This is a genomic window from Psychrobacter sp. H29 (assembly GCF_059073055.1).
Map to the genome: position 1 here is coordinate 2,466,326 of NZ_JCACRY010000001.1, position 24,491 is coordinate 2,490,816.

Genomic DNA, 24,491 nt, shown 5'->3' on the forward strand with positions numbered 1-24,491 from the left:
TCGCTATTTGCTATTATCCTGTAGGACACCGAACACTATGACAAACTTCCCCACTATCAGAATACGCCTCCGCCGCAAACTCTATCGCCTTATCTTTACAGGTCTGATGGCGATGATGATGTCGCTTATTATCTCGTCAGCGCTATTATTGGTAAAAGTAGGCTACGTTGATGGCTTTTTTGCAGAATTGATGCACTCTTGGGGACTGGCTTTTATCTTTGCGTGGCCGAGCGCGTATATCTGTGCCTATATGATACAAGAGCATGTCTTGAGCAAAATCGAATTTTACTAGACCATAATATTGGGCAATGCATGAGTTAGAACACTGCATGATTTTTATCGATTTATTTTATTGATGTCTATCGCGATGACGCGGTTTTGCAACTGCAAACGGAGCAAGCAACAACGTTACTTAACCAAAAAAGTACTGATAACCGTCTGGTAAAATTGCTACTGTGATTGGCTCGATATGCTTTTTATAACAGAATCGACATGATTTTTATAACAGAGCAATCACCACAGAAAAACAATCGACCAACTAAAAAGTCGAGCAATTAAAACATCGAATAACTAAAAGACAATCATCAAAAATAGACAAAGGAAATCATCATGCGTAGTGCTATTCATAACAGTTTTGGTAAACCCTCTGACGTCTTAAGCGTGGGCGATAGTCCCATGCCGCAGCCTGCTGCCAACGAAGTCCGCATCAAAACCATTCTCTCCCCTATTCACAACCATGACCTGCTAACCGTCAGCGGTCAATACGGCTATAAGCCTGAGATGCCAGCCATCGGCGGTAGCGAGGCGCTTGGTATTATTGACGCTGTTGGCGATGATGTGACAGAACTCAGTGTCGGTCAGCGAGTAGCGTGCGCTAGTGTGCATGAGACATGGGCCGAGTATTTTGTCGCCCCTGCCGATATGGTATTTGTCATCCCTGATAGTATCAAAGACGAGCTAGCAGCCCAGCTGATCGCTATGCCATTGTCTGCCTTGATGCTACTTGAGTTCTTAGAAGTCGATAGCGGTCAGTGGATCATCCATAACGCTGCAAATGGCGCAGTCGGTAAGACGCTAGCGATGCTCGCTGCCGCACGCGGTGTCAATACTATCAATCTGGTGCGTAGCAAAGACTCACTCGAAGAGCTGACTGCACTTGATATCAAAAACAACGTCGTTACAGCTGATGACGACTGGAAAGACCAAGTCCGCGCTATAATCGGTGATGACAAGATTACCGCAGCCGTTGACTCGGTCGGCGGTGAGTCAAGCAATGAGCTGCTATCGCTACTGGGTAGCAAAGGCACGCTGGTCTCATTTGGTATCATGTCAGGCAAGCCAATGGCACTAGATGCTGGTAACCTCATCTTTAAACAAGCGGTGGTAAAAGGATTTTGGGGCAGCAAAACCAGTCAAGAAATGGATCTAGATAACAAACAGCGTCTGATCGATGAGCTACTAGAGCGCGCTTCTAATGGCGACCTAAAACTCCCTATCGAAGCCATTTATAGTCTGGACGACATCACAACTGCCGTCTCTGGAAAAGTGCAATCAAACAAAAAAGGCAAAGTCATCCTAAAGCCGTAAGCAATATACTACCCTTACAATGACTGTCCTCTAGAGAGGTAACATGACATCCAAAAGAGCCCGCTCGTATTACTCGTCAGATAATACCGCGGGCTCTTTTGCTTTGGCCAGACGTCTCTAACCATAGTGCGGCGCTAGTATAGTCGCTACATCATCAATAAGTACCCATAATAAAACCGAATAAGGATATAACTATGTCAAACAACACAACATTCAAAGCACTCGTCGTCGAAGAAACCAGCGACGGTGAATTCAAAAAAAGTATCCAAGAGCGTAGTGTCAGCGACCTACCAGAGAACGACCTACTCATCGAAGTACACTACTCGTCATTGAACTTCAAAGATGCAATGTCAGCGTCAGGCAACAAGCGAATCACCAGAGAATATCCACATACCCCTGGTATCGATGCAGCGGGCGTGGTCGTCAGTGATAAGTCAGGCACGTTTAGCGCAGGGCAAGAAGTATTGGTATTCGGCTATGATCTCGGTATGGATACCGATGGTGGTCTGGGTCAAATGATCTCTATACCAGCAGAGTGGGCGCTGGCATGCCCAGAGACGCTGACACTAAAAGAAGCGATGACCTATGGTACGGGCGGTCTAACCGCAGCGCTAAGTGTCCAGAAGCTAGAGAAAATGGGTGCCAAACCAAGTGATGGTCCAGTCGCTGTAACTGGCGCAACGGGCGGCGTCGGTACGATCAGTATCGCTATCTTAAAGCAGCTCGGCTATGAGGTGATTGCATTCTCAGGTAAGCCAGAGCAAAGCGAGTATCTAAAAGAAGTGGGTGCAAGCGAAGTCCGTCATCGCGATACCATTAATGAAATCGGTAAAAAACCTGTCGGCCGTGAGCTATGGGCAAACGCTATCGATACCCTCGGCGGTGAGTATCTATCTAACTTGCTCAAGCAAACCAAAGCGGGCGGCGCAGTGACTAATTGTGGCCTAGCAGGCGGTGCTGAGTTCTCCATGACGGTCATGCCATTTATCACTCGTGCGGTATCACTACTGGGTATCGACTCGGTTTATATTCCATTGGCTGATAAAGAAGCGATTTGGCAGCGTGTCGCCACTGATATGAAATTGCCTAATCTAGAGAGCTATGGCGAAGAGATTACGCTAGAGCAAACGCCAGAATATCTAGATCGCTTTATGTCGAGTAAAGTGGTTGGGCGTTATGTGGTAAATGTGAAGGGTTAGGATTCACCTTAAGATTGAATTTTATAAATAGTAGCGGTGCTCTTTATCTAAAAGAGCACCGCTTTTTTTGGCATATATACAATGGAAAATTCGTTCATATTGAGACTTAGGATAAAAAGTCGAAAAACATGAATTGACTTTAACAAACTTAAGTTTACTATAATATCTTCATAGAGTATTAGTAATAAGGAAGTTAAATTGTTTGAGATAGGAGAAATTTATAATAGGCGTGCTGATATACACGGTAAATATAAGGGCCAACAATATGGTGGTATAGCGACTCCTGCCGCTCATCCATATATATTTATATTTACAGGTGATTCTGGTAGCGAGTATGGATATATTGACGATTTCGATCCTAATGGTACCTTTAAATACACAGGTGAAGGACAAGAGGGTGACATGAAAATGTCTAAAGGTAATTTAGCTATTCGCGATCATCAAAAAAACAATAAAGAAATCTTACTCTTTGAATCTACATCACGAGGTTATGTACGGCTTTTAGGAACATGCAATTATGTTTTTCATCATATTGAAGAGCGACCAGATAGAAATGGTAATCTTCGTGAGGCTATCATTTTCCATCTAGATATAGTTAACAATCGAAATATTGATGCAGCTCACACTCTAAATTCCAAAATAGTTGAATCACCTAAAGCGATGTACGTTACTAAGCCTAGCAAAGGCCAGTCATTACAAAAACTACGAGAGATTGCTTTAAGTTCAACACCAATCCAAGGAAGTACACAAGAAAAAATTCAGTCTATCCAAAACCGTAGTAGAGCAATTAAGCTTTATGCTAAGAAAAGAGCTAACGGCATATGCGAAGGGTGTAACGAGATAGCTCCATTTGAAACTAAGTCTGGACCTTACCTTGAAGTCCATCACTTAACTAGGTTGGCAGACGGTGGGGCAGACTTACCTCAAAACGTTATCGCGTTGTGTCCTATATGTCATCGAAAAGCTCACTACTCTCTAGATCATTTAGAGTTTAACAGTAGATTAATAGATACAGTTATTGCTATCGAAGCTCGTCTAAACCAATAAGGTACTTGTAACAACCAAAAAAAGCACCCAACTAAGTTGAGTGCTTTTTTATTTACGACAAGCTGTATATCAATTCAAAAAAGCTACTTTGAAAAGCTATTTAGATAAGTTTACGTAGTCTAATATGGTAACAAGGCAACCGAGCGCAGATAGTACGTGTTTGTACATCTGCGCTCGGTTAACACCGTTACTGTTTAGAATACTTAAACGGACTACTCCCACTCAATCGTTGCAGGTGGCTTGCTCGACACATCATAAGTCACGCGTGATACGTCAGCGATTTCATTCATGATGCGGTTCGATACCGTCTCGATCAAATCATACGGCAGATGGGCAAAGCGAGCCGTCATAAAGTCTACCGTCTCAACAGCACGTAGCGCGATGACCCACGCATAGCGGCGGCCATCGCCGACCACGCCGACAGATTTGATTGGTTGGAATACCGCAAATGCTTGTGCCGTCTTGTCATACCAGCCTGAACGCTCAAGCTCTTGCATAAAGATAGCATCAGCCAAACGCAGCACGTCGGCGTATTCTTTCTTAACTTCACCAAGGATACGCACGCCCAAACCTGGACCTGGGAACGGATGACGATAGATCATTTTGGCTGGTAAACCCAAGGTAATACCAAGCTTGCGCACTTCGTCTTTGAACAAATCACGTAATGGCTCAATCAGTTTAAATGCCAAATCATCTGGCAAACCGCCTACGTTATGGTGGCTCTTAATCACATGCGCTTTGCCTTGATGCGACTTAGCAGATTCGATAACGTCTGGGTAAATCGTACCCTGTGCCAAGAACTCAACGACTTTACCATCGCTTTGCTCACTCACTTGACGCGCGCTATCAGCGAATACGTCAATGAACGTCTTTCCGATGATTTTGCGTTTTTTCTCTGGATCAGACTCGCCTGCTAGCGCATCTAAGAACAAATCTTCGGCATCGACGCGGATGACTTTTACACCCATGTTTTCGGCAAAGATTTGCATCACTTGGTCGCCTTCGTGCAGACGCAATAGACCGTTATCAACGAATACACAGGTTAGCTGATCACCAATTGCTTTGTGCAATAGTGCGGCTACGACTGAACTATCGACACCGCCCGATAGACCTAGCAATACCTGCTTGTCACCGATTTGTTCTTTTAGCTGTGCGATACGCATATCAGCGATATTGTCTGGCGTCCACTCACCAGCGCATTCGCAGATTTGATGGACGAAACGACCCAGCAACTCTTGACCTTGTAAGGTATGTGTCACTTCTGGGTGGAACTGTAGACCGTAGTATTGCTTGTCATCATTGGCCATAATCGCAATCGGGCAGCTTGGTGTGCTAGCAACGATATCGAAGCCTTCAGGCGCTTTGATGACTTTATCGCCATGACTCATCCAAACGTTTAGCTTAGCAGCCGCGCCGTCAGTCTTGCTGTCTTCGATACCGTCAGTGAGCTGTGAATGACCAGTGACATCAATGGTCGCGGCTCCAAACTCATGAATATCACTAGCATGAACCTGCCCGCCGAAACGATCTGCCATCGCCTGCATACCGTAGCAGATACCTAATACAGGCACGCCTAGCTCAAACACTGCATCGTTGATACGTGGGCTGTTTTCAGCATGAACGCTCTCAGGACCACCCGATAAGATGACGCCTTTTGCACCAAAATCGATGATGCGCTGAGTATCGATGTCATAAGGGAACATCTCACAAAACACCCCAGAATCGCGCACACGGCGGGCGATTAACTGACTGTATTGCGAGCCAAAATCGAGGATTAAGATGCGATCTTCTTTGATTGTAGGAGTGGCAGCGGCAGTGGTCATAAATCGATGTCCATCAATAGATAAATTGGTGCCCTATTTTAACAAGTTTACGCCTCATAAGGGTTACTTCCTCCGCAATATTTTACTATTCAATCATTTTCTTTGGAAAAAACATTCAATCCTGTCATTTAAACGACCTTGTCCTCTGGCATCCTATTATTTTTCAATCGTATTGTTGTATGTTCAAGACTTTCCTGACTTTTCACTTGCTATAGCACCATGTCTATATAACGACTCTTACTTTTTATAGCGGCTCTTTAGTCAGTATGTTTTAGCTATAAATCTTCTCAAAAGTACAACGACTACACCCACTTAACACCTATCCTTAAATGACGATAAAGCACTGCTATCCAATAAAAAAAATATTCAAACAATAGCGAAATATTAGTCGATTTTTGTTACGACTCCGTGTACATTGTTAAGAGGTTCTTACTATCACAGAGACAATAAACCATTAAATCATTTAGATAAATGCCCTATAAATATGGGGGTCAATACGCCTTTACTCACACTTGTCGTACCAACCACAAGGCTCGTAGGAGCTTTTATCAAAGGAATAAGATTATGCAAAAGGAATTTTCAAAGCGCTCAGTACTTAAGCTTAGCTCACTCACTTTAGCAGTTGCTGCAGCAACATTGACTTCGGTTTCTGCTTTTGCTGATGCAACGCCAGACTGTAATGCAGGTACCGATGCCACTGCTCTAGAGTGCGGTGTCAATGCGGCTGCAACAGGTGTAGATGCACTTGCTGTTGGTACAGACTCTACAGCAACTGGTAACTCAACTACAGCGGTTGGCGGTGAGTCAGTGGCGAGCGGTCCGGGTGCCACAGCTATCGGCTGGCAAGCAGTTACTGCAGGCAATCGATCAACTGCACTGGGTCATCAGACCTCTGCAATCGGTGTTCAGTCAGTTGCTGTCGGTGAGGATGCCACGGCGACAGGTAACGGTGCTATCGCGATTGGTGGTAATAATGATGTCAATAATGACGGGAACTTAGACGAAGATGGTGTTGGCTCAAATGCCAATGGTAATGACGCTATAGCAATCGGTGCTGGTGCTAGCGCGCAAGGCAACTCTACGACAGCGGTTGGTGGCGAGTCAGTAGCAACTGGTCCTGGTGCCACTGCTATCGGTTGGCAGTCGGGTGCAAATGCAGAGCGTGCGCAAGCATTCGGTCATTTGGCTCAAGCAAATGGTGTACGCTCTACTGCAGTTGGTGAAGCAGCTTTTGCTGGCGGGACCAATGATACCGTGGCTGTTGGTAACTTGACGCAGGCCAATGGTAATTCGACGACGGTATTGGGCGGCGAAGCCTTTACTGGAACAGTGGCTGATGGTACAGACTTAAATGCAGGTGCTCTAACTTCTACAGGCGAGACAGCAGGTGCTACTGCCCTTGGTTGGCGTGCAACGGCTACGGCAGAGAGAGCGACCGCAGTCGGTCATTTAGCCAGTGCTACTGGTGTTCGTTCTACCGCAGTCGGTGAAGATGCTTTTGCTGGCGGGACTAACGATACCGTGGCTATCGGTAACAAGACTCAAGCCAATGGTAATTCGACGACGGTATTGGGCGGCGAAGCCTTTACCGGAACAGTGGCGGATGGTACAGATTTAAACGCAGGCTCTCTAACTTCTACGGGTGAGACTGCAGGTGCGACCGCTGTGGGTTGGCGTGCAACGGCTACCGCAGAGAGGGCGCAGGCTTTTGGTCATCTAGCCAGTGCTTCTGGCGTACGCTCACTTGCTGTAGGTGAAGATGCTAGTGCTGAATCAGACAATGCAATTGCTATTGGTAATAACTCAGTCGCCTCAGGTCTTGACGGTGTAGCAATTGGTGGCGATAGAAGCGGCGAGCGTCAAACGACCGCTTCTGGTACCTCTTCTACTGCTATCGGCGCACAAGCCCAAGCAACGCAAGCGGGTGCGACCGCAATCGGCTGGCAGTCAACCGCTAGTGGCGTTCGTGCACAGGCATTCGGTCATCTAGCATCTGCAACTGGCGAACGCTCTACCGCCGTGGGTGAAGCTGCGCAAGCACAAGGTGCAGGATCAGTAGCACTGGGTAATCAGTCATCTGCTAGTGGCTCAAACGGTATCGCTATCGGTAACGGTGCTGCAGCGGCAAACGACAATCAAATCGTCTTAGGTAGCACAAACCAACTGCAAGAGAGCACTCTATCACAATCTGGCGTAACCAATATTGTGACAGCGGATGCAAGTGGTACGCTAGGTACTCTTAATATGGAGTCACTAGCAACATCAAGACAATTCAACGATTTGCGCAGTCAATACAACCGTCAAGAAGACCGCTTAGATGAAGCAGAAGATGGTATTGCGATGGCTCTATCGATGGAAACCCCAGTGATCCCTTCAGGTAAGCGCTACGCCATGACTATCGGTACGGGTTATTACAATAGCAGCTCAGCCATCAGCGCCTCGTTCGCTGGTCGAGTCAGTGACAGTATCACTATCTCAACTGGTGCAGGCTTCGGTACTGACACGGGTAAAGTAGGCGCACGCGGCGGGGTAACCTTTGCTTGGTAAGTGTTGCTTAGTGATTTTCTTTTGATGATTTTGGCTTAGCCACTGGCTCATCTATTAATCGATGTACAGGCTAGTCAATACACGGATATCTACCTCGTCTTCATGCGTATTTGAACATAGCGAGGTAGATATCTCTTAGCGTTAGAGGTTTACTTAAAATAAATAAAAATTCGTTTCACAGAGACGTGTTTACGGTTCCATTAAAACTACTAGGAAGTCTTTAACTATTTTAACAGAGGAAAAATTATGAAAATTGCAGTCTCGTCATACTCAGCACGAAAGATCAGCACTCTTGCCCTAACAGTTGCAGCAGCGTCTTTGAGCACTACCGCTGTGATGGCAGCTGAATGTCAGATTAATGATGCCAATACCCAAACCATCATGGGTGCCACTAGCAACGTCAAGTCTGCTATTGCCTGCGGTAGCGCAGCAACTGCTGGCGGTACTAACGACACTGTCGCTATCGGTAGCAAAGCCAATGCTGGCATGAATTCTGCCACAGCGGTCGGTGGTCAAGCTAATGCAGCCGGTCTAGGATCTACCTCTATCGGTTGGCAATCAAAAGCCACTGCTGAGCGTGCGCAAGCATTTGGTCATCTCGCCAATGCTAGCGGTGTACGTGCAACGGCAGTCGGTGAAGCAGCGATGGCTGGTGGAACTAACGATACTGTTGCGGTCGGTAACAAAGCCAATGCTGGCATGAACTCTGCCACAGCGGTCGGCGGTGAAGCCAATGCAGCGGGTCTGGGGTCGACCTCTATCGGTTGGCAATCAAAAGCCACTGCTGAGCGAGCACAAGCATTTGGTCATCTCGCCAATGCTAGCGGTGTACGTGCAACGGCAGTCGGTGAAGCTGCAATGGCTGGTGGAACTAATGACACTGTCGCGGTCGGTAACAAAGCCAATGCTGGCATGAACTCTGCCACAGCGGTCGGCGGCGAAGCCAATGCAGCAGGTCTGGGCTCCACCTCTATCGGCTGGAAATCAAAAGCCACGGGCGAGCGTGCGCAAGCATTTGGTCACCTAGCCAATGCTAGTGGCATACGTGCAACAGCAGTTGGTGAAGCTGCTGCAGCACAGGGTGAAGCATCTATTGCTATCGGTAATATCTCAGTTGCTAGCGGTTTGAACAGCATCGCTATCGGTAACGGCGTCAAAGCAACCAATAAACATCAAGTCGTCTTGGGTAATGCAGGACAAGTTAAATCAAGTACCGCCTCGCAGACAGGTCAAGTCAGTATCGTAACGATTGATGAGAACGGCACGTTAGGTACCATGCTTGTTGATTATTACAAAGCAGCTCAGTAATCCTAACAACTATTAGTCATGCTATGAACAGCAAAAACCCCGCTATTGCGGGGTTTTTTATATCTCACTATGACGAAACTTATGAGCAAATCATTTGATAATAGCTTCTGTATGTAGCTTTTATATATAGAAGCTATATAGTACTCAAAGCGTGATGGATGCGGTTTAATCCCTCTACCAACACTGCTCGAGGACAAGCTACATTAAGGCGCATTTTTGAGTGCCCTTCTTCACCATATTTAATCCCGGCATTGAGCTCCACTTTTGCCGCACGCAGCGCATCATAAAGTTGTTGATCGTCTTGACTATAAGCTGCGCAATCTAGCCAGATCAAATAGGACGCTTCTGGACGCATGACTTTGATCTTAGGCAAGTGCTCAGCGAAATACTGCATGGTTAGATCAATATTACCCTCAACATATTCCAGCGCCTGTGACAACCATTCACTGCCCTCGCTATACGCACTACGCATCGCTGTGTATGCAAATAAATTCAGTTCATACTCGTCGTTTAGCTGCTGCTGCTGGCTGATTTTTTGGATTAATGCTGCATCCTTAGCAAAAATCATTGAGCCTTTGATACCAGCGATATTGAAGGTTTTGGTCATAGAGGTTAGGCTAACTACCTTATGCTCATACCCTGCCGCTAGTGTTAAAAACGGTGTAAAAGCATACCCACTCAGGGTCAAATCTTGGTGAATCTCGTCACTGACAATCGCCACATCATGTTTTTTGCAAATGGTAAGCAGTGTATTCAGCTCATCTGCTGTCCACACGCGCCCGCCCGGATTGTGTGGATTGCAAAGTAAATATAGCTTCACATCATGCTCAATAATCTTGGCTTCAATATCAGCCAAATTCAAACGATATTTGTCTTCGCTCTCTTGTAGTGAGGAAGTAATGAGCGTGCGCCCATTTTGCTCAACCTTACTCATAAATGGTGTATAGATCGGAGCGTTGACCAGTACCGCATCCCCTGCATCGGTAAAGACATTCATCATTAGCGCTAGGCTTGGCACCACCCCTGGAGAGAACAATATATTTTCTTGATTAAGCGCCAAATCATAGCGACTGCCATGCCAATTAATGATTGCGTTATACAGTGCTTTGGTAGGTTTGGTATAACCTAGTATGCCATGCTGCACGGCTTGCTCAATCGCGTTTAAGATAGGCGGGGCAGCTTTGAAATCCATATCTGCTACCCATAGCGGAATCGTATCATCGCTATAGTGCCATTTGAGCGACCCTGTATCCCTTCTGTCGACGACTTCATCAAAGTTATATGACACCTGCACGCTCCTAAATCTAAAGATAATGACCTAGAGTACAACAGGAATCGCATCATCACCAATCGCTTTGTGAGAATTAGACAAACGCGCGATGACATTAACAAAATCATGCCTACTTTGTACTTTTTGCAACCTAATACTGTTAGATAATAACTGTGTGAACTCAAAATAAAAATCATGGAGACTGATGATGACGACAGAACAAAAGCCATCTACAGACACGCAAACATATGTCTTAACCAAATCCGATATCGATAACATTACCGAGAACAAGCATGTCCATCAGTTCAACGAGCACGCTATTCGCCATACAGTGTCGCTCAGTGATATCGTCGGTCTGACCAAATTTGGCTTGCACCTTGTACGGGTAGAGTCAGGCGATGAGACGACGACCCATCACTATCATGAAGAGTCAGATGAGTTTATTTATGTGCTGTCAGGTGAGCTGTCACTGCGCTATGGCGATGAGCATTATTCGCTAAAGGCTGGCGACTTTGCGGCGTTCCCTGCGCACGGTGCGGCGCACTCGATGCGCAATGATAGCGATGCCGATGCCACTTATTTGATGGGCGGTAGCCGACCTGATATTGATATTACCCTGTATCCAGAGATCGACCGTAAGATGTATAAGATACATGGCAAAAAAGAGTATGTGGATATGGAAGATTTGGGTGAGGTATAAACTATGTAATGGCAGAAAGTAGCCAATCCTGCCATCCGTTATTATCTGCTTATCTAGGCGTGGCGAGGCTACGGTTTGGGGCATTCCTGTTTGGTCACGATACTGCTCCAAAACCTAGCCTTCGCAACACGCCTATCCAAGCAGGATAGCCGCTACTGTCAGGGCTAAAACGCATCACAAGGCAACTATTATTCATCAGAAAGAACATGGGTTTGTAATCTTGTAGAGAGCACTTTTTTACCAGCTAAACTACCCTTTGGTCTTGTTGGCTTAGGGATTCTCATTACTATTTGGGCTACATTCAATGCTCTTAGTAAAGTATAGTTTTCATCAGTATTTTCGAACTCAACCTCTTGATTATTAGCTAGTTTTTGATAGGGATCGTCTAATAGTTTCAGTATTTTTAAGATTTCCTGTTTATCTAAATACCTGATTTGTTTTAGCAATAATTCCCTCAACTCCTTAGGATCAGCATATTTAAGAAGCTTGTCATAAATATGCAAAGACATTCTCTCACTTTCATATATTTCAATAATTTTCTTACGAACAGTCTCATTACTTTCTATAAGGTTGATAGCTTTAGACTCAGCTAAAACTTGCTTGTGTTGGTTACTAATTTCATCAGAACAAAATAAGGCTTCGATATCTTCTGGGCGAAGCTCGACAGAATCCAAATCATATATTACTGTTTGATGATATTTAACTAAAAAATTCAAGAGCACTTCTTTTGATGCATATCTTTTGACTTGTTCCCAGTTTTCAGGAGTTAAGCTTAGCTTTCCAAGAGATATTAGAGTCTGAATTTTCTCTTGGCTTATATTCTTTAAATATGAATTGTCCCAGTTTTTATCAGTCATGCCGATTAGCTTTTCGTATGCTTCATCACTCAAACTGTCACATTTAAAGAGATGATTATCGAACTCAGCTTTAGTAGCTTCCCAGTCTTCAATGTCTATAACAACTGACTCTGTATAATCAACTATTTGTAAGTAGTCTTGTCCATTTTCCAAGAATTTGACAAGTGAGCTATCTATCTCCCGATAAGCACCTTGGTCATCTTCGTCTTCATAAGAGACAGAAAAATACTTAAAAATATTTGACCATGAATATTGGACTTTCAAGCTACCGACAAGATATTGTTGGATGTGATAGTTCTTGACTGTACTTATATCTTTAATTTTAGTGGAAGTGATGTCAATAAACTTCTCTATAATTACATTAGGATGACCTAATAAGTTTAAAGTTTTAATATAAACATCTTCATCTTCAGAATATGAGGTGTTTTCATCTGCATCCAGTAAAATAACTCTTATATATTCTAATAGGTTTTCAGACCAAAAATCTTTAACTAAATAGTTGATTTCAGAATCACATATTGTTGTTAATGGTGTGTTTTTAAGCCTATTTTCTAGTTCATCTAGTGATAGTGATAAATTACCCATCAAAGCAGCCTTGATTATATCTAACTCGATAGAAAAAAATCCTTGTTCACCAAGCCAGTTGAATAGATCAAGGTTTGTAGCATTTAGGCGAGAAAACTTAGGTTTTATGGAAAGACTGAGCTGTTTGAATTTTTCTTCATTCTCTGAAAGAGAATTCATTAAAAAATCGATATAATCGTTTCTTTGGGATAAAAATCTATTAATTTTTTCAGATAGATAGCTGGAGCTATCTAGAATATCAATACCATATCTGATAATTTTTGAGTAATTATTAGTTGTCTGTTCGTCTTCGCTATCATCCTGCATCTCATCAAAAACAGTATCATCTTGCTTTATAAGTATAGGAATGAGTAAGCTGAGATAACTGACGTCCTTATTAAACAAAAGAGCTAAAAACTCAACTGAGATATCTGATTTATCACAAATTTTATATAAAAAATTCTGCTTATGCTTCACAAAATCAGTAGTCTGCAACAAATATCCCAGCATGCTAATATTTAAAACACTAGATGTACTCATCTCATCTTCTGATAAGTAACTTGATAACAGTTCGCTGTGATGGGTTAACTCTAGCTCAAACTTAGGCATTTGACGTCCATTAACAACCATCGCATAGTTTTTATCTGATCTCGATATAGACGACTCAAAAAATAGAGAAACATAATCAGGATAGTTCTCATTAATGTAGCCATTTATAATAAAAAACATTAACTGTTCAGGAATATCTGGTATTTCTTCATCCTGAAGTAATTGTTTTATATCTATATCCTGAAGCAAACTCTTTATCGTCTTATTTTTAATAGTGTAAAAATCCTCCTTGAGTCTGTTTAAACTATTAGATATCTCTTTTTGTTCCTCGTTGGTTTTAGCTCTTATAATAGCTAAGCGCTCACTATAGATGAGCTGCGAATTAGTTGAATCCTCAACATCCGAAAAAGATACACTACTAGACTCAAACCAGTAAGAGTTATTATTTTGAGAGTTAAATTCAATTTTATTATTTTTCAAGCTTTCAAGTTTTAGAAATACATTTTCGTCATACCCATCAATATTGACCGCTTCACCATCAACCTTTATGTATTTAACAACATCATGTTTCTTGCGAATCACACTATTTAAATAGTAGCTATAAACAGCATTGAGCTCGTCAATAGATAATAACATTTCATTTGAAAGCTCTAACTTCCTTCCTTCTAATTCATGAATCCTTTCAGTAATTTCCGCTATCTTTTTATCTATTAAACTAATTTTTACATTATTAAATATATCGTATATCAATCCTCTGTTCGAATTCAGTTTTGAAAAATCGTTTGGATAGTAGTTTTTATATACAACTATAGCAAAAACTTGGTTCTTATCTAGCTGTAAATATTTTAGATGATTATCATAGTCTTGATATTCATTTAAAATATTTTTCACCAGTCTCATATCATCAAAATATAAACAAGCATTCCTCAGAAAACGTTTATCTATATCTTTTACCACTTCTTTATAATTCTTTTGGATTAAATCATATGCATTTGTTGGGTTAATAATCGGAATGATAGGAATGATATACTCAAAGAATTTACTTCTCTCACTGTCAGTAAACATATCGTCTTTAATAGCATATAAGAAGACCACTCTATCTTCACAATACTTGTTTATCATAGAGTTAAGTTCGCGCAGCCTTACAAAAATTTCGTTATTATTGAACCGATCTAAATCTTCGATAATAACAACATTTTTTCCAGTAGCTTCAAAAAAATATAAAATTTCATCTAAATGATCGTTTAGAATAGACTTTTCTTTTTCGTTTTTTATATTAAATTCTGAGTTATGAAAGTTTAGCTTAATCTCAGATAGTTCAAAAGAAACATTTAACAACTTATAGAGCAATATCACAAAACATATTGAAAAACACCAAAACGCTAACTCTGGTAGCCAAGTAGGTAGAGTATAGATAGTTTCAATGTAGTCAACTTTATCAAAAACTATCAACCCACTTACAGTTAGAATTATTACTAACAAAGCTGTAATTTTATTAGTTAAGGCACTACCAGTAATTCGTTTAAACCTTGATAAGGGAATTTCATTTTGAGGTACAGCATAAAAGAACTGTTGTAGTATGCTTCTTTCTATAAGCTGAATCTGCTCAGGCGTTAACTCATCTTCTATTTTCATATCACTATTTTTTTCATCAATAGCATTTGAGTCTTTGTCATCTGGCAAAGCATCTTTATTGATCTGAAAAGAAGAAAGAGAGATATCTAAAAAATTCCATTGACTCTTTTCTTTATATTTTTTCTTAAAGGTATTCAAGATACTACTTTTTCCTGAACCATATATTCCTGTTACAGCTATGTTGAAGACACCTTCCTCATTTAGTGCAGATATTAGTCTATTCTCATATTTTTCATAACTCTCTTTTTCCTCTCCTTGATCCAGATTGTTTAGAGGTGATAAAGAATGAGCTTGTTGATCATTCTTCACTACAGACTTATTCAGCTTTTCTAAACTTATTCTATAGTTGAATACTACTTTCTCCATTTCTTAAATTTCCTTGTCTAGTAATATGTTATAGAATTAGTTTTTAAAGCTTTCAAGCTACCTCCCCTTAAACTCAGCTTCCCTTCTCTCAACCATCGCCATCACACCCTCCTTTGCATCCTCTGAATGAAAGAGCGGCGGCAAGTAGCTATGGATATTGGCCAATGCCGTCGCGGCACCATTGCGGCTCGCATCTTGCGCTGAGGATAGCGCGCCTCTGACTCCTAGCGGCGCAGCTTTGCTGATTTCTTGTGCCAGCGTCAATGCACGCTCATATTCAGTCCCATTTGCCACCACTTCACTGACCAAATTCAGTCGATCAGCCGTTTGCGCATCGAACGCTTTACCTGTAAGCAGATACGGCATGGCTTTTTGCCAGCCTGCCGCTGCGACAAACCGTACCGTCGCCCCGCCAAACGGCATGATGCCGCGTTGGACTTCCATTTGGGCAAAGTTACAGTTATCACTGGCAATGACCACGTCACTATTGAGCATCAGCTCGATAGCTACCGTAAAGCAAGTGCCTTTTACCGCCACGACCACAGGTTTAGTGCGTAAGCGTCCGCTAATGCCCCATGGGTCAATTTGATTGTCATCAAACTCAAACACACCGTCGTTTAGCTTGTCTTGTAGCTCAACCAGATCAAGCCCAGCGGTGAAGTGATCGCCATGGGCGAAGATAAGCGCACAGCGTAAATGATCATCGTTTTCATATTGGGTCAGTGCGTCCGATAGCTGGGTGATCATATGACTGTCAAAGGCGTTGCGTTTGTTGGCGCGATTTAGCCCTATAAGGCAGACGTGACCGTCAGTATCATAGGTGATGCGATTGTCTTGAGTATTACTGTCCGTTGTCATGGTACTGTCCTTGTTAAAATAATTCTTTGTATTAAGTGGTTATATCGCTCACATCGCTCCATCTCGATTGCTTATTGATAGAGATATATTGATAGCGCTTTGTCGATAGTTCTGTCTTTAATCTGACTTTTAATATAGACATCATGCTGCCATAACACAAGCAGTAGAGATGACTTGTATGAAGCATAATCGATAAAAGTTGACCTCATTTACGATAAGTGCAACTATGATTCAGATTCAGGTAGCGTACAGAGTATTTTATGGAATTTTGGCATGGGTTTTTGCTTATCACGAGCGTTCATTTACTAGCAGCCGCCTCACCCGGTCCTGATTTTGTCTTGGTTTCACAGCAGACGTTAGCTAAGGGTCGCCGTACTGGTTTGATTTGTAGTTTGGGGATTACATTAGGGCTGTCGGTGCATATTATCTATTCGGTGCTGGGACTAGCAACAGTCATTGCTCACTCGCAGCCACTATTGACCGCGATTAAATGGTTGGGTGGTGGCTATTTGATCTATCTAGGGTGGCAAGGTATTCAGGCAAAACCAAAAAAGCCAGCAGAACTAGCAACATCGGTAACGCAAGAGAACGCACCTACTGATCACTTACAAGCGAAGCAAAACGCACCTACGCATATCAAATCTGTAAATAGTGAATCTTTGAATGCTGAGCCTACCGTTGCCACATTACGCCGTGGATTTTTCTGCAATGTCTTTAATCCAAAAGCGCCTGTGTATTTTGTGGCTATCTTTACCCTCGTCTTATCGCCAGACATCCCATTTTGGCAATTGGCCATCTATGGTGTATGGATGATGGTGCTACAGATGGCATGGTTTAGCACCGTGGTGATGCTGCTCTCTATCCCTGCAATTCACCGCCGCTTTCAGCGTTTTGAGCATTGGATTGACCGTGTATTGGGGTCAGCGATGATCGTATTGGGACTCAACCTGATCTTTCGTCACAGATAAGCGATCGATAAAACGTGGATAAACAATTAGCAACCTGCGAAATCTGCTACACTGGCTACTTATATCCATATATCGTAGCCTGACATTATGACTAGTAAGCCCATGACCCGTAACCCTGCAAATAATAAACATAGAAATAGATCTCCTGCGACCGCAAAGAAACTCGGTCAGTTGCACCCACGTAACCCGCACCAAGGTCGTTATGACTTTGCCGTATTGACACGCGCGTTGCCTGAGCTTGCTGATCACACCATCACCAACCCCAAAGGCGAGCCGACGATTAATTTCTCGGATCATCAAGCGGTTCGTGTACTGAATAAGGCGCTACTGGCAAATTATTACGGTGTTAAGTTTTGGGATATTCCAGACGGCTATTTATGTCCGCCTATCCCTGGACGTGCCGATTATATCCACTATATTGCGGATTTACTCGCACAGACCACGCACGTCAATGCCGACAACACACCGCCAACAGGCAAAGAGATTCATGCCCTTGATGTTGGTACGGGTGCCAGTGCGATCTATCCGATCGTCGGTAGCCAAAGCTACGGTTGGCGCTTTACGGCAAGTGATATCGATCCGATTTCGGTCAATACTGCCGCCCTTATCTGTGACGCCAATCCTAAGCTAAAAAGCGCAATCAAAGTAAAGCTGCAACCTGAGCCTAAGTTTATCTTTAAGAACATCATCGGTCGTCAAGATTACTTCGATGTGGTGGTTTGTAACCCTCCATTTCACGCGTCATTAGAAGAAGCGATGGAAGCCAACAGCCGCAAGCAGCACAATTTGCAACGCCATCGCGGTAAAAATGAAAGCGAGCAAATCAGCCGTCATTCAACCAAGTCAGGTAACGCGGCGCAAAACCTAAACTTCGGTGGACAGCATAAAGAGCTATGGAGCGAAGGTGGCGAGATTGCTTTCTTGACCAAGATGGCAAAAGAAAGTCAAAGCTTTGCAGAACACGTTGGTTGGTTCACGACACTGGTCTCAAAATCTGAAAACGTGAAACCTTTGCAGCTGCTATTAAAGCAGCTGAATGTCGCGCAAATGCGTATTATCGAGATGAGCCAAGGGCAAAAAAGTACTCGTGTACTGGCGTGGCGCTTTGATACCGACGAAGAATAGTCGTTGAATACGTAATACGCTTAAGTTTCACGTGAAACAAAAAAGCGCCGCTTTGATAGTCTAAGCGGTGCTTTGTATTGGGAATATTTTGGGATACAGTCCATACGTTATAAAAAAGAGATAATACGATCAAGTGATATTTTTTCTAGCCTCTGAAGACGTCGTCATAGCAAGAAAGAAAAATGTCATTTAATTGAGCGACTTTGTAGCCATGTGGTTTTTACCTTATCTCAAGTGCTAGGTATAGCAATCTTTATAAGAAAGGTTTCATGTGAAAAAAAATACCGCTTCGATTATCGAAGCGGTATTTTTTATATTATTGCTGATCAAGTTTAAATTTAGATGTCTAAATTTGACACTGTCAGTGCGTTTTCTTCGATAAAGATACGGCGCGGTTCAACATGATCACCCATTAAGCAGGTAAACATATGATCAGCGGCAATCGCATCTTCGATAGTGACGCGTAGCATACGGCGGTTTTCAGGATCCATAGTCGTATCCCATAGCTGGTCGGCATTCATCTCGCCCAGACCTTTGTAACGCTGAACCGATAGACCACGACGTGCGTCAAGCATCATCTGCTGCCACAGATAATCAAAGTCACGTATCGGCATGTCTTTACTACCACTGTTACTCTCGCGGCGAATAAAGGCATCGTCTTCAAGCAGGGTGTTCCATTCACTCGATAAGCGTAACAGCTTGCCATACTCACTTGAGTTAATAAAACTAGCATCCAGCAAATAATGATGTGCTAACTGGTGCACATATACCGTGACGCGTGGTAGCCACTGAGCCTTAGTAGACAACGTCTCACTGTCTGATACTTCACCTTCTTCAGCGCCTAGTACTGGTGCCATACCTAGTAAATCGGCTGCTGCTGCGTCCATGTTTTCCGGCTGAGGCGCATGAATATTGACCAATTCAATCTCAGGGTTCAAATCACTACCGAAATGATCAAGCTCCAGCTGCATCGCTGCTTTCCAGTCCTGCATTGCAGACTTATCATAAGTCATATCAGTGCTGAGCTTTGGCGTGTGGGTCAACGCGTCCAAAATCACCGCTGGAAAACGAATCTGCAAACGGGCTTTGATAAGCTGCGTTTGGTTATAATCATTTAGCAACGCCTCGAGCGCTTGACCAGTAATCGCAGGCGCATCGGCACTGATATGCAGCTTAGTATTATCAATCGTTGACGACAATAGATACGCTTTGAGCGCTTCATCATCTTTTAAATACAACTCTTGACGACCTTTTTTGACTTTGTATAACGGTGGCTGAGCAATATATACATAACCACGCTCGATCAGCTCAGGAGTTTGACGGAAGAAGAACGTCAACAGTAGAGTACGAATATGGGAGCCATCCACATCGGCATCGGTCATGATGATGATTTTGTGATAGCGCACTTTGTCCGGATTGTACTCATCAGGACCAATACCGCAGCCTAGTGCAGTAATCAGATTACCCACTTCAGCAGAAGATAGCATCTTGTCAAAACGTGCACGTTCTACGTTTAGAATCTTACCTTTTAATGGCAAGATTGCTTGGGTTTTACGGCTACGACCTTGCTTAGCTGAACCACCTGCAGAGTCACCCTCCACAATGTATAACTCTGAGAGTACAGGGTCTTTTTCTTGGCAATCAGCCAGCTTACCCGGCAGACCTGCAATATCTAACGTTGTCTTACGACGGGTCATTTCACGCGCTTTACGGGCTGCATCACGTGCACGTGCTGCTTCCATAATTTTATTAGCAATAGCTTTACCCGCACTTGGGTTCTCTAGCAGATAATCATTGAACTTATCATGCATTGCTGATTCGACAGCAGACTTCACTTCACTCGATACCAGCTTGTCTTTAGTCTGACTTGAGAACTTTGGATCTGGCACTTTTACTGAAACAATGGCCGTCAATCCTTCACGAGCATCATCACCAGTCGCCGCGACCTTCTCTTTTTTGAACAAGTTTTCGCGATCCATATAGCTGTTCAAGCCACGTGTGAGTGCTGAGCGGAAACCTGATAGATGCGTACCACCGTCTTTTTGCGGAATATTGTTAGTAAAGCACAATACTTTTTCGTTATAAGTATCCGTCCACTGCAGTGCAACTTCAACACTAATACCGTCATCCTGCTGACTGGTAAAATGAAAAACTTCATTGATACCGTCTTTACCCGCATTGATATAGCTGACAAACTCTAGCAGTCCGCCTTTGTGCTCAAACTCGTGACGCTTATCAATGCGCTCATCGGTCAGAACGATACGCACGCCAGAGTTCAAGAATGATAGCTCGCGTAGGCGCTTTGCCAAAATATCATACTCAAAAATCGTACCAGTAAACACCTCACTACTTGGATAAAAGCGGATTTGTGTACCCGTTTGATCCGTTGCTTCCATTTGCTGAATATCAGCGTCAGGCACTCCATCAGTATAAGTCTGATGGTAGTGATAGCCTTCACGCCAGATATTCATCTCAAGCTTTTTGGACAACGCATTAACGACCGATACCCCAACCCCGTGCAGGCCACCCGATACTTTATAGCTATTGTCATCGAACTTACCGCCTGCATGCAGGACCGTCATGATGACCTGTGCCGCTGATACCCCTTCTTCTGGATGAATATCAACAGGTACGCCGCGGCCGTTGTCCATCACGCTGACAGACTCATCTTCATGGATAATGATATCAATTTGATCACAGTGGCCGGCCAGTGCTTCATCGATAGAGTTATCCACGACCTCAAAGACCATGTGATGCAAGCCTGTGCCATCGTCAGTGTCGCCGATATACATACCAGGGCGCACGCGTACCGCTTCTAACCCGCGCAGTACACGGATATCTTTAGAGCTATAATCAGAAGGCAACCCTTCTGGCGCTACAACAGGGGCCATCGTTTCGGTAGCACTATCTGACGTCAGTTGTTCGTGGTCAATAGGTAATGAATCACTCATGTACATTCCTTAATCTAGCCATTATCAGCTGTTTCTTTATCAGCTCGCCTATACGGCTAAGCTTTATGATGGCATTTTAAAATTAACTTTTATCGTCAAAACCTTGAGTGCACATAGATGGTGAATGTACTATCAACCATGATCATTTGGAGGGGCGCACAATATTGAAATTATCGAACTATTTATTAACGATGACCTTTGTTGTTTTAAACACAATAAAAGCCATATAAAAATAAAACGTATATATATCAATATGTTAAAAATTAAGAAACGATAAAAGCTAACTGCATGATGCAATCAAATAACTTGCTGAGAACAGGACAAAAATAAAGTGCTATTTTAGCATTTTTTTGTCTCTAAGTCACTGTTTACTGGGAGTTTTACTGCTAGAGAGTCAGTGTTTTGACCCGATAGATTATCTGCGCCATATCTGCCCTATGACGGTAAGTAGATATCACATAAAAGAGTTGAGAATAGACTAGGAAAAGTCATAGGCAAGGATAGGTAAGAGACTAATCAACAGGAAATATCTGCCCACGTTTCACGTGAAACATTTTAGGCTCTGCCCATAACTCATTAACTAAAGGAACAATGTCATCCGTCAAACTGGTCATAAAAACCTGACAAGGTAGCTTAGCCAAGGCTGATAAAAGAATCTTTATCGCTCTGCCATCTAACTCTGCGGTGATGTCATCTAACAATACAACAGGAGTAAATCCTAATGTCGAACCAGTATCAACTGAAGTGTTGTTGTCAGTACTGTTGAGTAGCAGTGGTAATTGAGACAAACGCAGTGCGGTAATAAGCAGTTTTTTCTCACCACGAGATAAGACGTTGGCTGCTTGCTCTTTTAGAGCCGGCAATTTAGCACTCGTCTCATGAGATGATGCCGTTTTGAGACTTGTAGCATGATTATCACCATCAGAGCGCCAGTGCACATGAACATCAGAGCGATGATTGCCTATACGGGTATATCCTAACTGTAAATCTTGCTCCAATCGCTCGTTAAGTTGTATGTCCAGCGCAATACTAGTATCGTAGCCAGCTTGATACATTAGAGTCAATTGTTCAGCGTAGGTTGGCAGTAGTTTGAGAACACTTTCAGCAAAGTAAGGCTGCCACTCTGTAAAGACACGTTCACGATAATGATGGATCAATGCAGCATGATTGCTTAGCCCTTTATCCCACGATTTGAGTTCAGCCAACTGAACTGTAGTCAACTGACGTGTGCTCTTTAGCAAACTATTGCGTTGTTTTAGAAGACGTTGATAGGCTACCCACTGCGCATGAAACCCATGTTTCATGTGAAACACTAGCCAATCTAGCAGCTGTCGACGACTGGCACTACCCTGCTCTAACATATCCATCGTAGAAGGATCTATCAGTAGCGTGGGCAGCTGCTCTGTTAATACGCTTTGGTTATAGACAGTGGTTTGATTGAGACGTAGAATAGTTGTGGCGTCTGCTTGCTTTTGAATAGCCAATGTACGGCTGTCATTGAGTTTAGCGTATACGACGGTATTATCTTGATGGTGCTGAATATAGCGTTTAGGCTGGTGATGACGAAAGCTTTTACCTCTTGATAGTAAAAATATAGCTTCGAGTAAAGAAGTTTTCCCACTACCGTTTGCACCGATCATGACATTACAAACGGTTGGCTGTAAATTGACTTGAGTAAGGTTTCTCAGATTTGATATTTGTAGACGTTCAATCATATTATCGATAGCCGCCTGTTATTTCTAGACACCAAACTAGGCAAAAGTTTATTTGAATTCAATTCATTCACATAGATTTCTAAAAATACTAACATGGTTAAATGCTGTATAGATCGTAAAAAATCAAACTATATACGCATCGGCATAATAACGTATTGATGGAACTCATCATTGAGCTGATTTACTAGTACAGAGGCATTTGACTGACTCATATGCATCTGCAAATCACCTTGTATCACACCTAGCACGTCTTGTAGATAAGCGGCATTAAATGACAACTCCATCGGCTCACCTTGATATTTTGCTTGTATCATCTCAACGGCTTCGTCTTGCTCAGCATTATTAGCACGTACTTCTACCATACCATCACTGGCAAAATTAAAGACTACACCGCGAGACTTCTCGTTACTCAAAATAGCAACGCGGCGTAATACATCAGTCATCTTCTCTTGACTAAATAACGCAAGTTTATCGGTATTACTTGGCATGACACGGCGATAATCAGGGAATTTTCCATCAATCAGACGAGCAGTAAAGGTTACCATTAGATTTTGGCTCACTTGCCCTGCACTATCTACATCACCAAATGGTAAGCTCACTTGCAGAAACTCACGACCAAAGCTTAGAGTAACCGCATTGTCTTGATCACCCAGCATTTTACCCAGCTCAGAAGCCAAACGCTCAAGCTCGATTACTGCCTTACGTGGTAAGATAGCCTGCATATTTAGATCAACATTCACATCAATAACGCTACGTGCTAGAGCCAATCTATGCCCATCAGTTGCTACTGTCGTCAGTTGCTGCTGCGAGACATCAAATAGCATACCAGTTAGATAGTAGCGTACATCTTGGATCGCCATTGCAAACTGAGTCTTATGAATCAGGTCTGTTAGACGGCTACGGCTGATGTTCAACGGTGTGATATTTTCAGGATTACCCAAGCTTGGGTAGTCTTCACTTGGTAATGTGCCTAGTGTGAAACGGCTCTTGCCACTAGTCAGCAGACAGCGCTCATTTGCTTGAGTGGCTAAATTGATTTGTGCCTGTGCAGGCAGTGATTTACAAATATCTTTTAGCTTGGTCGCAGGCAAAGTGGTATTACCCGCTTCAATACAAGCGCCAGCAGGCAATTTTAATGTCGATGTCAGCTCCACCTCTAAATCTGAAGCTGTCAAGATAAGCTCAGACTCTGATAACTGAAGCTTGATATTACCCAATATCACCATATTGTGTCGTTTATCAGCGGCTTTGGCGATCAAGTTGATAGCTTTTAGTAACGATTCTCGATTGATCGATAATTGCATGCTTAGTTACTCTTATTTAAATGATTCTTTTGTGATGACCTGACGTAATGGTCTAATAATACCTTGTCTACTAACGATAATCCACAAAGCATCTGTACGCTTATATCTTCACTATTAT

At 43.0% G+C, this 24,491-nt stretch carries 17 protein-coding genes; 10 read left to right on the forward strand and 7 right to left on the reverse strand.

Annotation, left to right across the window (positions count from 1 at the left end; genetic code table 11):
• Window positions 1–37 precede the first annotated feature (37 nt).
• The 4 genes from AC5JP1_RS10035 to AC5JP1_RS10050 all read left to right on the forward strand — a co-directional run bounded on the left by AC5JP1_RS10035 (window position 38) and on the right by AC5JP1_RS10050 (window position 3,833).
• Entirely contained in the window at window positions 38–292 is a 255-nt protein-coding gene (locus tag AC5JP1_RS10035; RefSeq protein ID WP_493844010.1) for a DUF2798 domain-containing protein, read from the forward strand.
• A gap of 317 nt (window positions 293–609) precedes the next feature.
• Window positions 610–1,587, forward strand: coding sequence for a zinc-binding dehydrogenase (locus AC5JP1_RS10040; protein WP_493844011.1), 978 nt, complete (start codon window positions 610–612; stop codon window positions 1,585–1,587).
• 194 nt (window positions 1,588–1,781) lie between these two features.
• Window positions 1,782–2,786, forward strand: a complete 1,005-nt coding sequence (locus tag AC5JP1_RS10045) for an oxidoreductase (protein WP_493844012.1) — start codon at window positions 1,782–1,784, stop codon at window positions 2,784–2,786.
• 198 nt (window positions 2,787–2,984) lie between these two features.
• On the forward strand, window positions 2,985–3,833 hold the full coding sequence (locus AC5JP1_RS10050; protein ID WP_493844013.1) for an HNH endonuclease: 849 nt from the start codon (window positions 2,985–2,987) through the stop codon (window positions 3,831–3,833).
• Window positions 3,834–4,045: 212 nt separating this feature from the next.
• Here AC5JP1_RS10050 and guaA read toward each other — a convergent pair whose 3' ends face one another.
• Window positions 4,046–5,656, reverse strand: coding sequence for a glutamine-hydrolyzing GMP synthase (gene guaA, locus AC5JP1_RS10055; protein ID WP_493844014.1), 1,611 nt, complete (start codon window positions 5,654–5,656; stop codon window positions 4,046–4,048).
• 564 nt (window positions 5,657–6,220) lie between these two features.
• On the opposite strand from guaA, the gene AC5JP1_RS10060 reads away from it, so the two are divergent.
• Complete coding sequence (locus AC5JP1_RS10060; protein ID WP_493844015.1) at window positions 6,221–8,203, forward strand: YadA-like family protein; 1,983 nt, start codon at window positions 6,221–6,223, stop codon at window positions 8,201–8,203.
• A 246-nt stretch (window positions 8,204–8,449) separates the two neighbouring features.
• Window positions 8,450–9,511 carry a hypothetical protein gene (locus tag AC5JP1_RS10065; RefSeq protein ID WP_493844016.1) on the forward strand — a complete coding sequence of 354 codons (1,062 nt, stop codon included), beginning with the start codon at window positions 8,450–8,452 and terminating at the stop codon, window positions 9,509–9,511.
• 133 nt (window positions 9,512–9,644) lie between these two features.
• On the opposite strand, the gene AC5JP1_RS10070 is transcribed toward AC5JP1_RS10065, so the two are convergent.
• Window positions 9,645–10,799 (reverse strand): MalY/PatB family protein, encoded by a 1,155-nt coding sequence (locus tag AC5JP1_RS10070; protein WP_493844017.1) that lies wholly within the window; start codon window positions 10,797–10,799, stop codon window positions 9,645–9,647.
• Window positions 10,800–10,989: 190 nt separating this feature from the next.
• Between AC5JP1_RS10070 and AC5JP1_RS10075 the strand changes: the two genes are divergently transcribed.
• Together AC5JP1_RS10075 and AC5JP1_RS10080 are read left to right on the forward strand one after the other, a co-directional pair.
• Complete coding sequence (locus tag AC5JP1_RS10075) at window positions 10,990–11,481, forward strand: cupin domain-containing protein (RefSeq protein ID WP_493844018.1); 492 nt, start codon at window positions 10,990–10,992, stop codon at window positions 11,479–11,481.
• A gap of 8 nt (window positions 11,482–11,489) precedes the next feature.
• Window positions 11,490–11,630 carry a hypothetical protein gene (locus tag AC5JP1_RS10080; protein WP_493844019.1) on the forward strand — a complete coding sequence of 47 codons (141 nt, stop codon included), beginning with the start codon at window positions 11,490–11,492 and terminating at the stop codon, window positions 11,628–11,630.
• Between the two features lie 39 nt (window positions 11,631–11,669).
• Here the strand turns inward: AC5JP1_RS10080 and AC5JP1_RS10085 are convergent, their stop codons facing one another.
• The gene (locus tag AC5JP1_RS10085) at window positions 11,670–15,452 is read right to left on the reverse strand and encodes a YobI family P-loop NTPase (protein WP_493844020.1); all 3,783 of its coding nucleotides are present in this window, start codon (window positions 15,450–15,452) and stop codon (window positions 11,670–11,672) included.
• Window positions 15,453–15,509: 57 nt separating this feature from the next.
• A complete protein-coding gene (locus tag AC5JP1_RS10090; protein WP_493844021.1) occupies window positions 15,510–16,310 on the reverse strand; it encodes a crotonase/enoyl-CoA hydratase family protein in 801 nt (266 codons plus the stop codon).
• Window positions 16,311–16,570: 260 nt separating this feature from the next.
• On the opposite strand from AC5JP1_RS10090, the gene AC5JP1_RS10095 reads away from it, so the two are divergent.
• Both AC5JP1_RS10095 and rlmF read left to right on the forward strand, forming a co-directional pair.
• On the forward strand, window positions 16,571–17,278 hold the full coding sequence (locus AC5JP1_RS10095; protein ID WP_493844022.1) for a LysE family translocator: 708 nt from the start codon (window positions 16,571–16,573) through the stop codon (window positions 17,276–17,278).
• Window positions 17,279–17,365: 87 nt separating this feature from the next.
• Complete coding sequence (gene rlmF / locus AC5JP1_RS10100; RefSeq protein WP_493844023.1) at window positions 17,366–18,403, forward strand: 23S rRNA (adenine(1618)-N(6))-methyltransferase RlmF; 1,038 nt, start codon at window positions 17,366–17,368, stop codon at window positions 18,401–18,403.
• 338 nt (window positions 18,404–18,741) lie between these two features.
• Here rlmF and gyrB read toward each other — a convergent pair whose 3' ends face one another.
• The 3 genes from gyrB to dnaN all read right to left on the reverse strand — a co-directional run bounded on the left by gyrB (window position 18,742) and on the right by dnaN (window position 24,373).
• Window positions 18,742–21,294 carry a DNA topoisomerase (ATP-hydrolyzing) subunit B gene (gene gyrB, locus AC5JP1_RS10105; RefSeq protein WP_493844473.1) on the reverse strand — a complete coding sequence of 851 codons (2,553 nt, stop codon included), beginning with the start codon at window positions 21,292–21,294 and terminating at the stop codon, window positions 18,742–18,744.
• 572 nt (window positions 21,295–21,866) lie between these two features.
• The gene (recF, locus tag AC5JP1_RS10110) at window positions 21,867–23,069 is read right to left on the reverse strand and encodes a DNA replication/repair protein RecF (RefSeq protein WP_493844024.1); all 1,203 of its coding nucleotides are present in this window, start codon (window positions 23,067–23,069) and stop codon (window positions 21,867–21,869) included.
• Window positions 23,070–23,197: 128 nt separating this feature from the next.
• Window positions 23,198–24,373 carry a DNA polymerase III subunit beta gene (gene dnaN, locus AC5JP1_RS10115; protein WP_493844025.1) on the reverse strand — a complete coding sequence of 392 codons (1,176 nt, stop codon included), beginning with the start codon at window positions 24,371–24,373 and terminating at the stop codon, window positions 23,198–23,200.
• Window positions 24,374–24,491 lie beyond the last annotated feature (118 nt).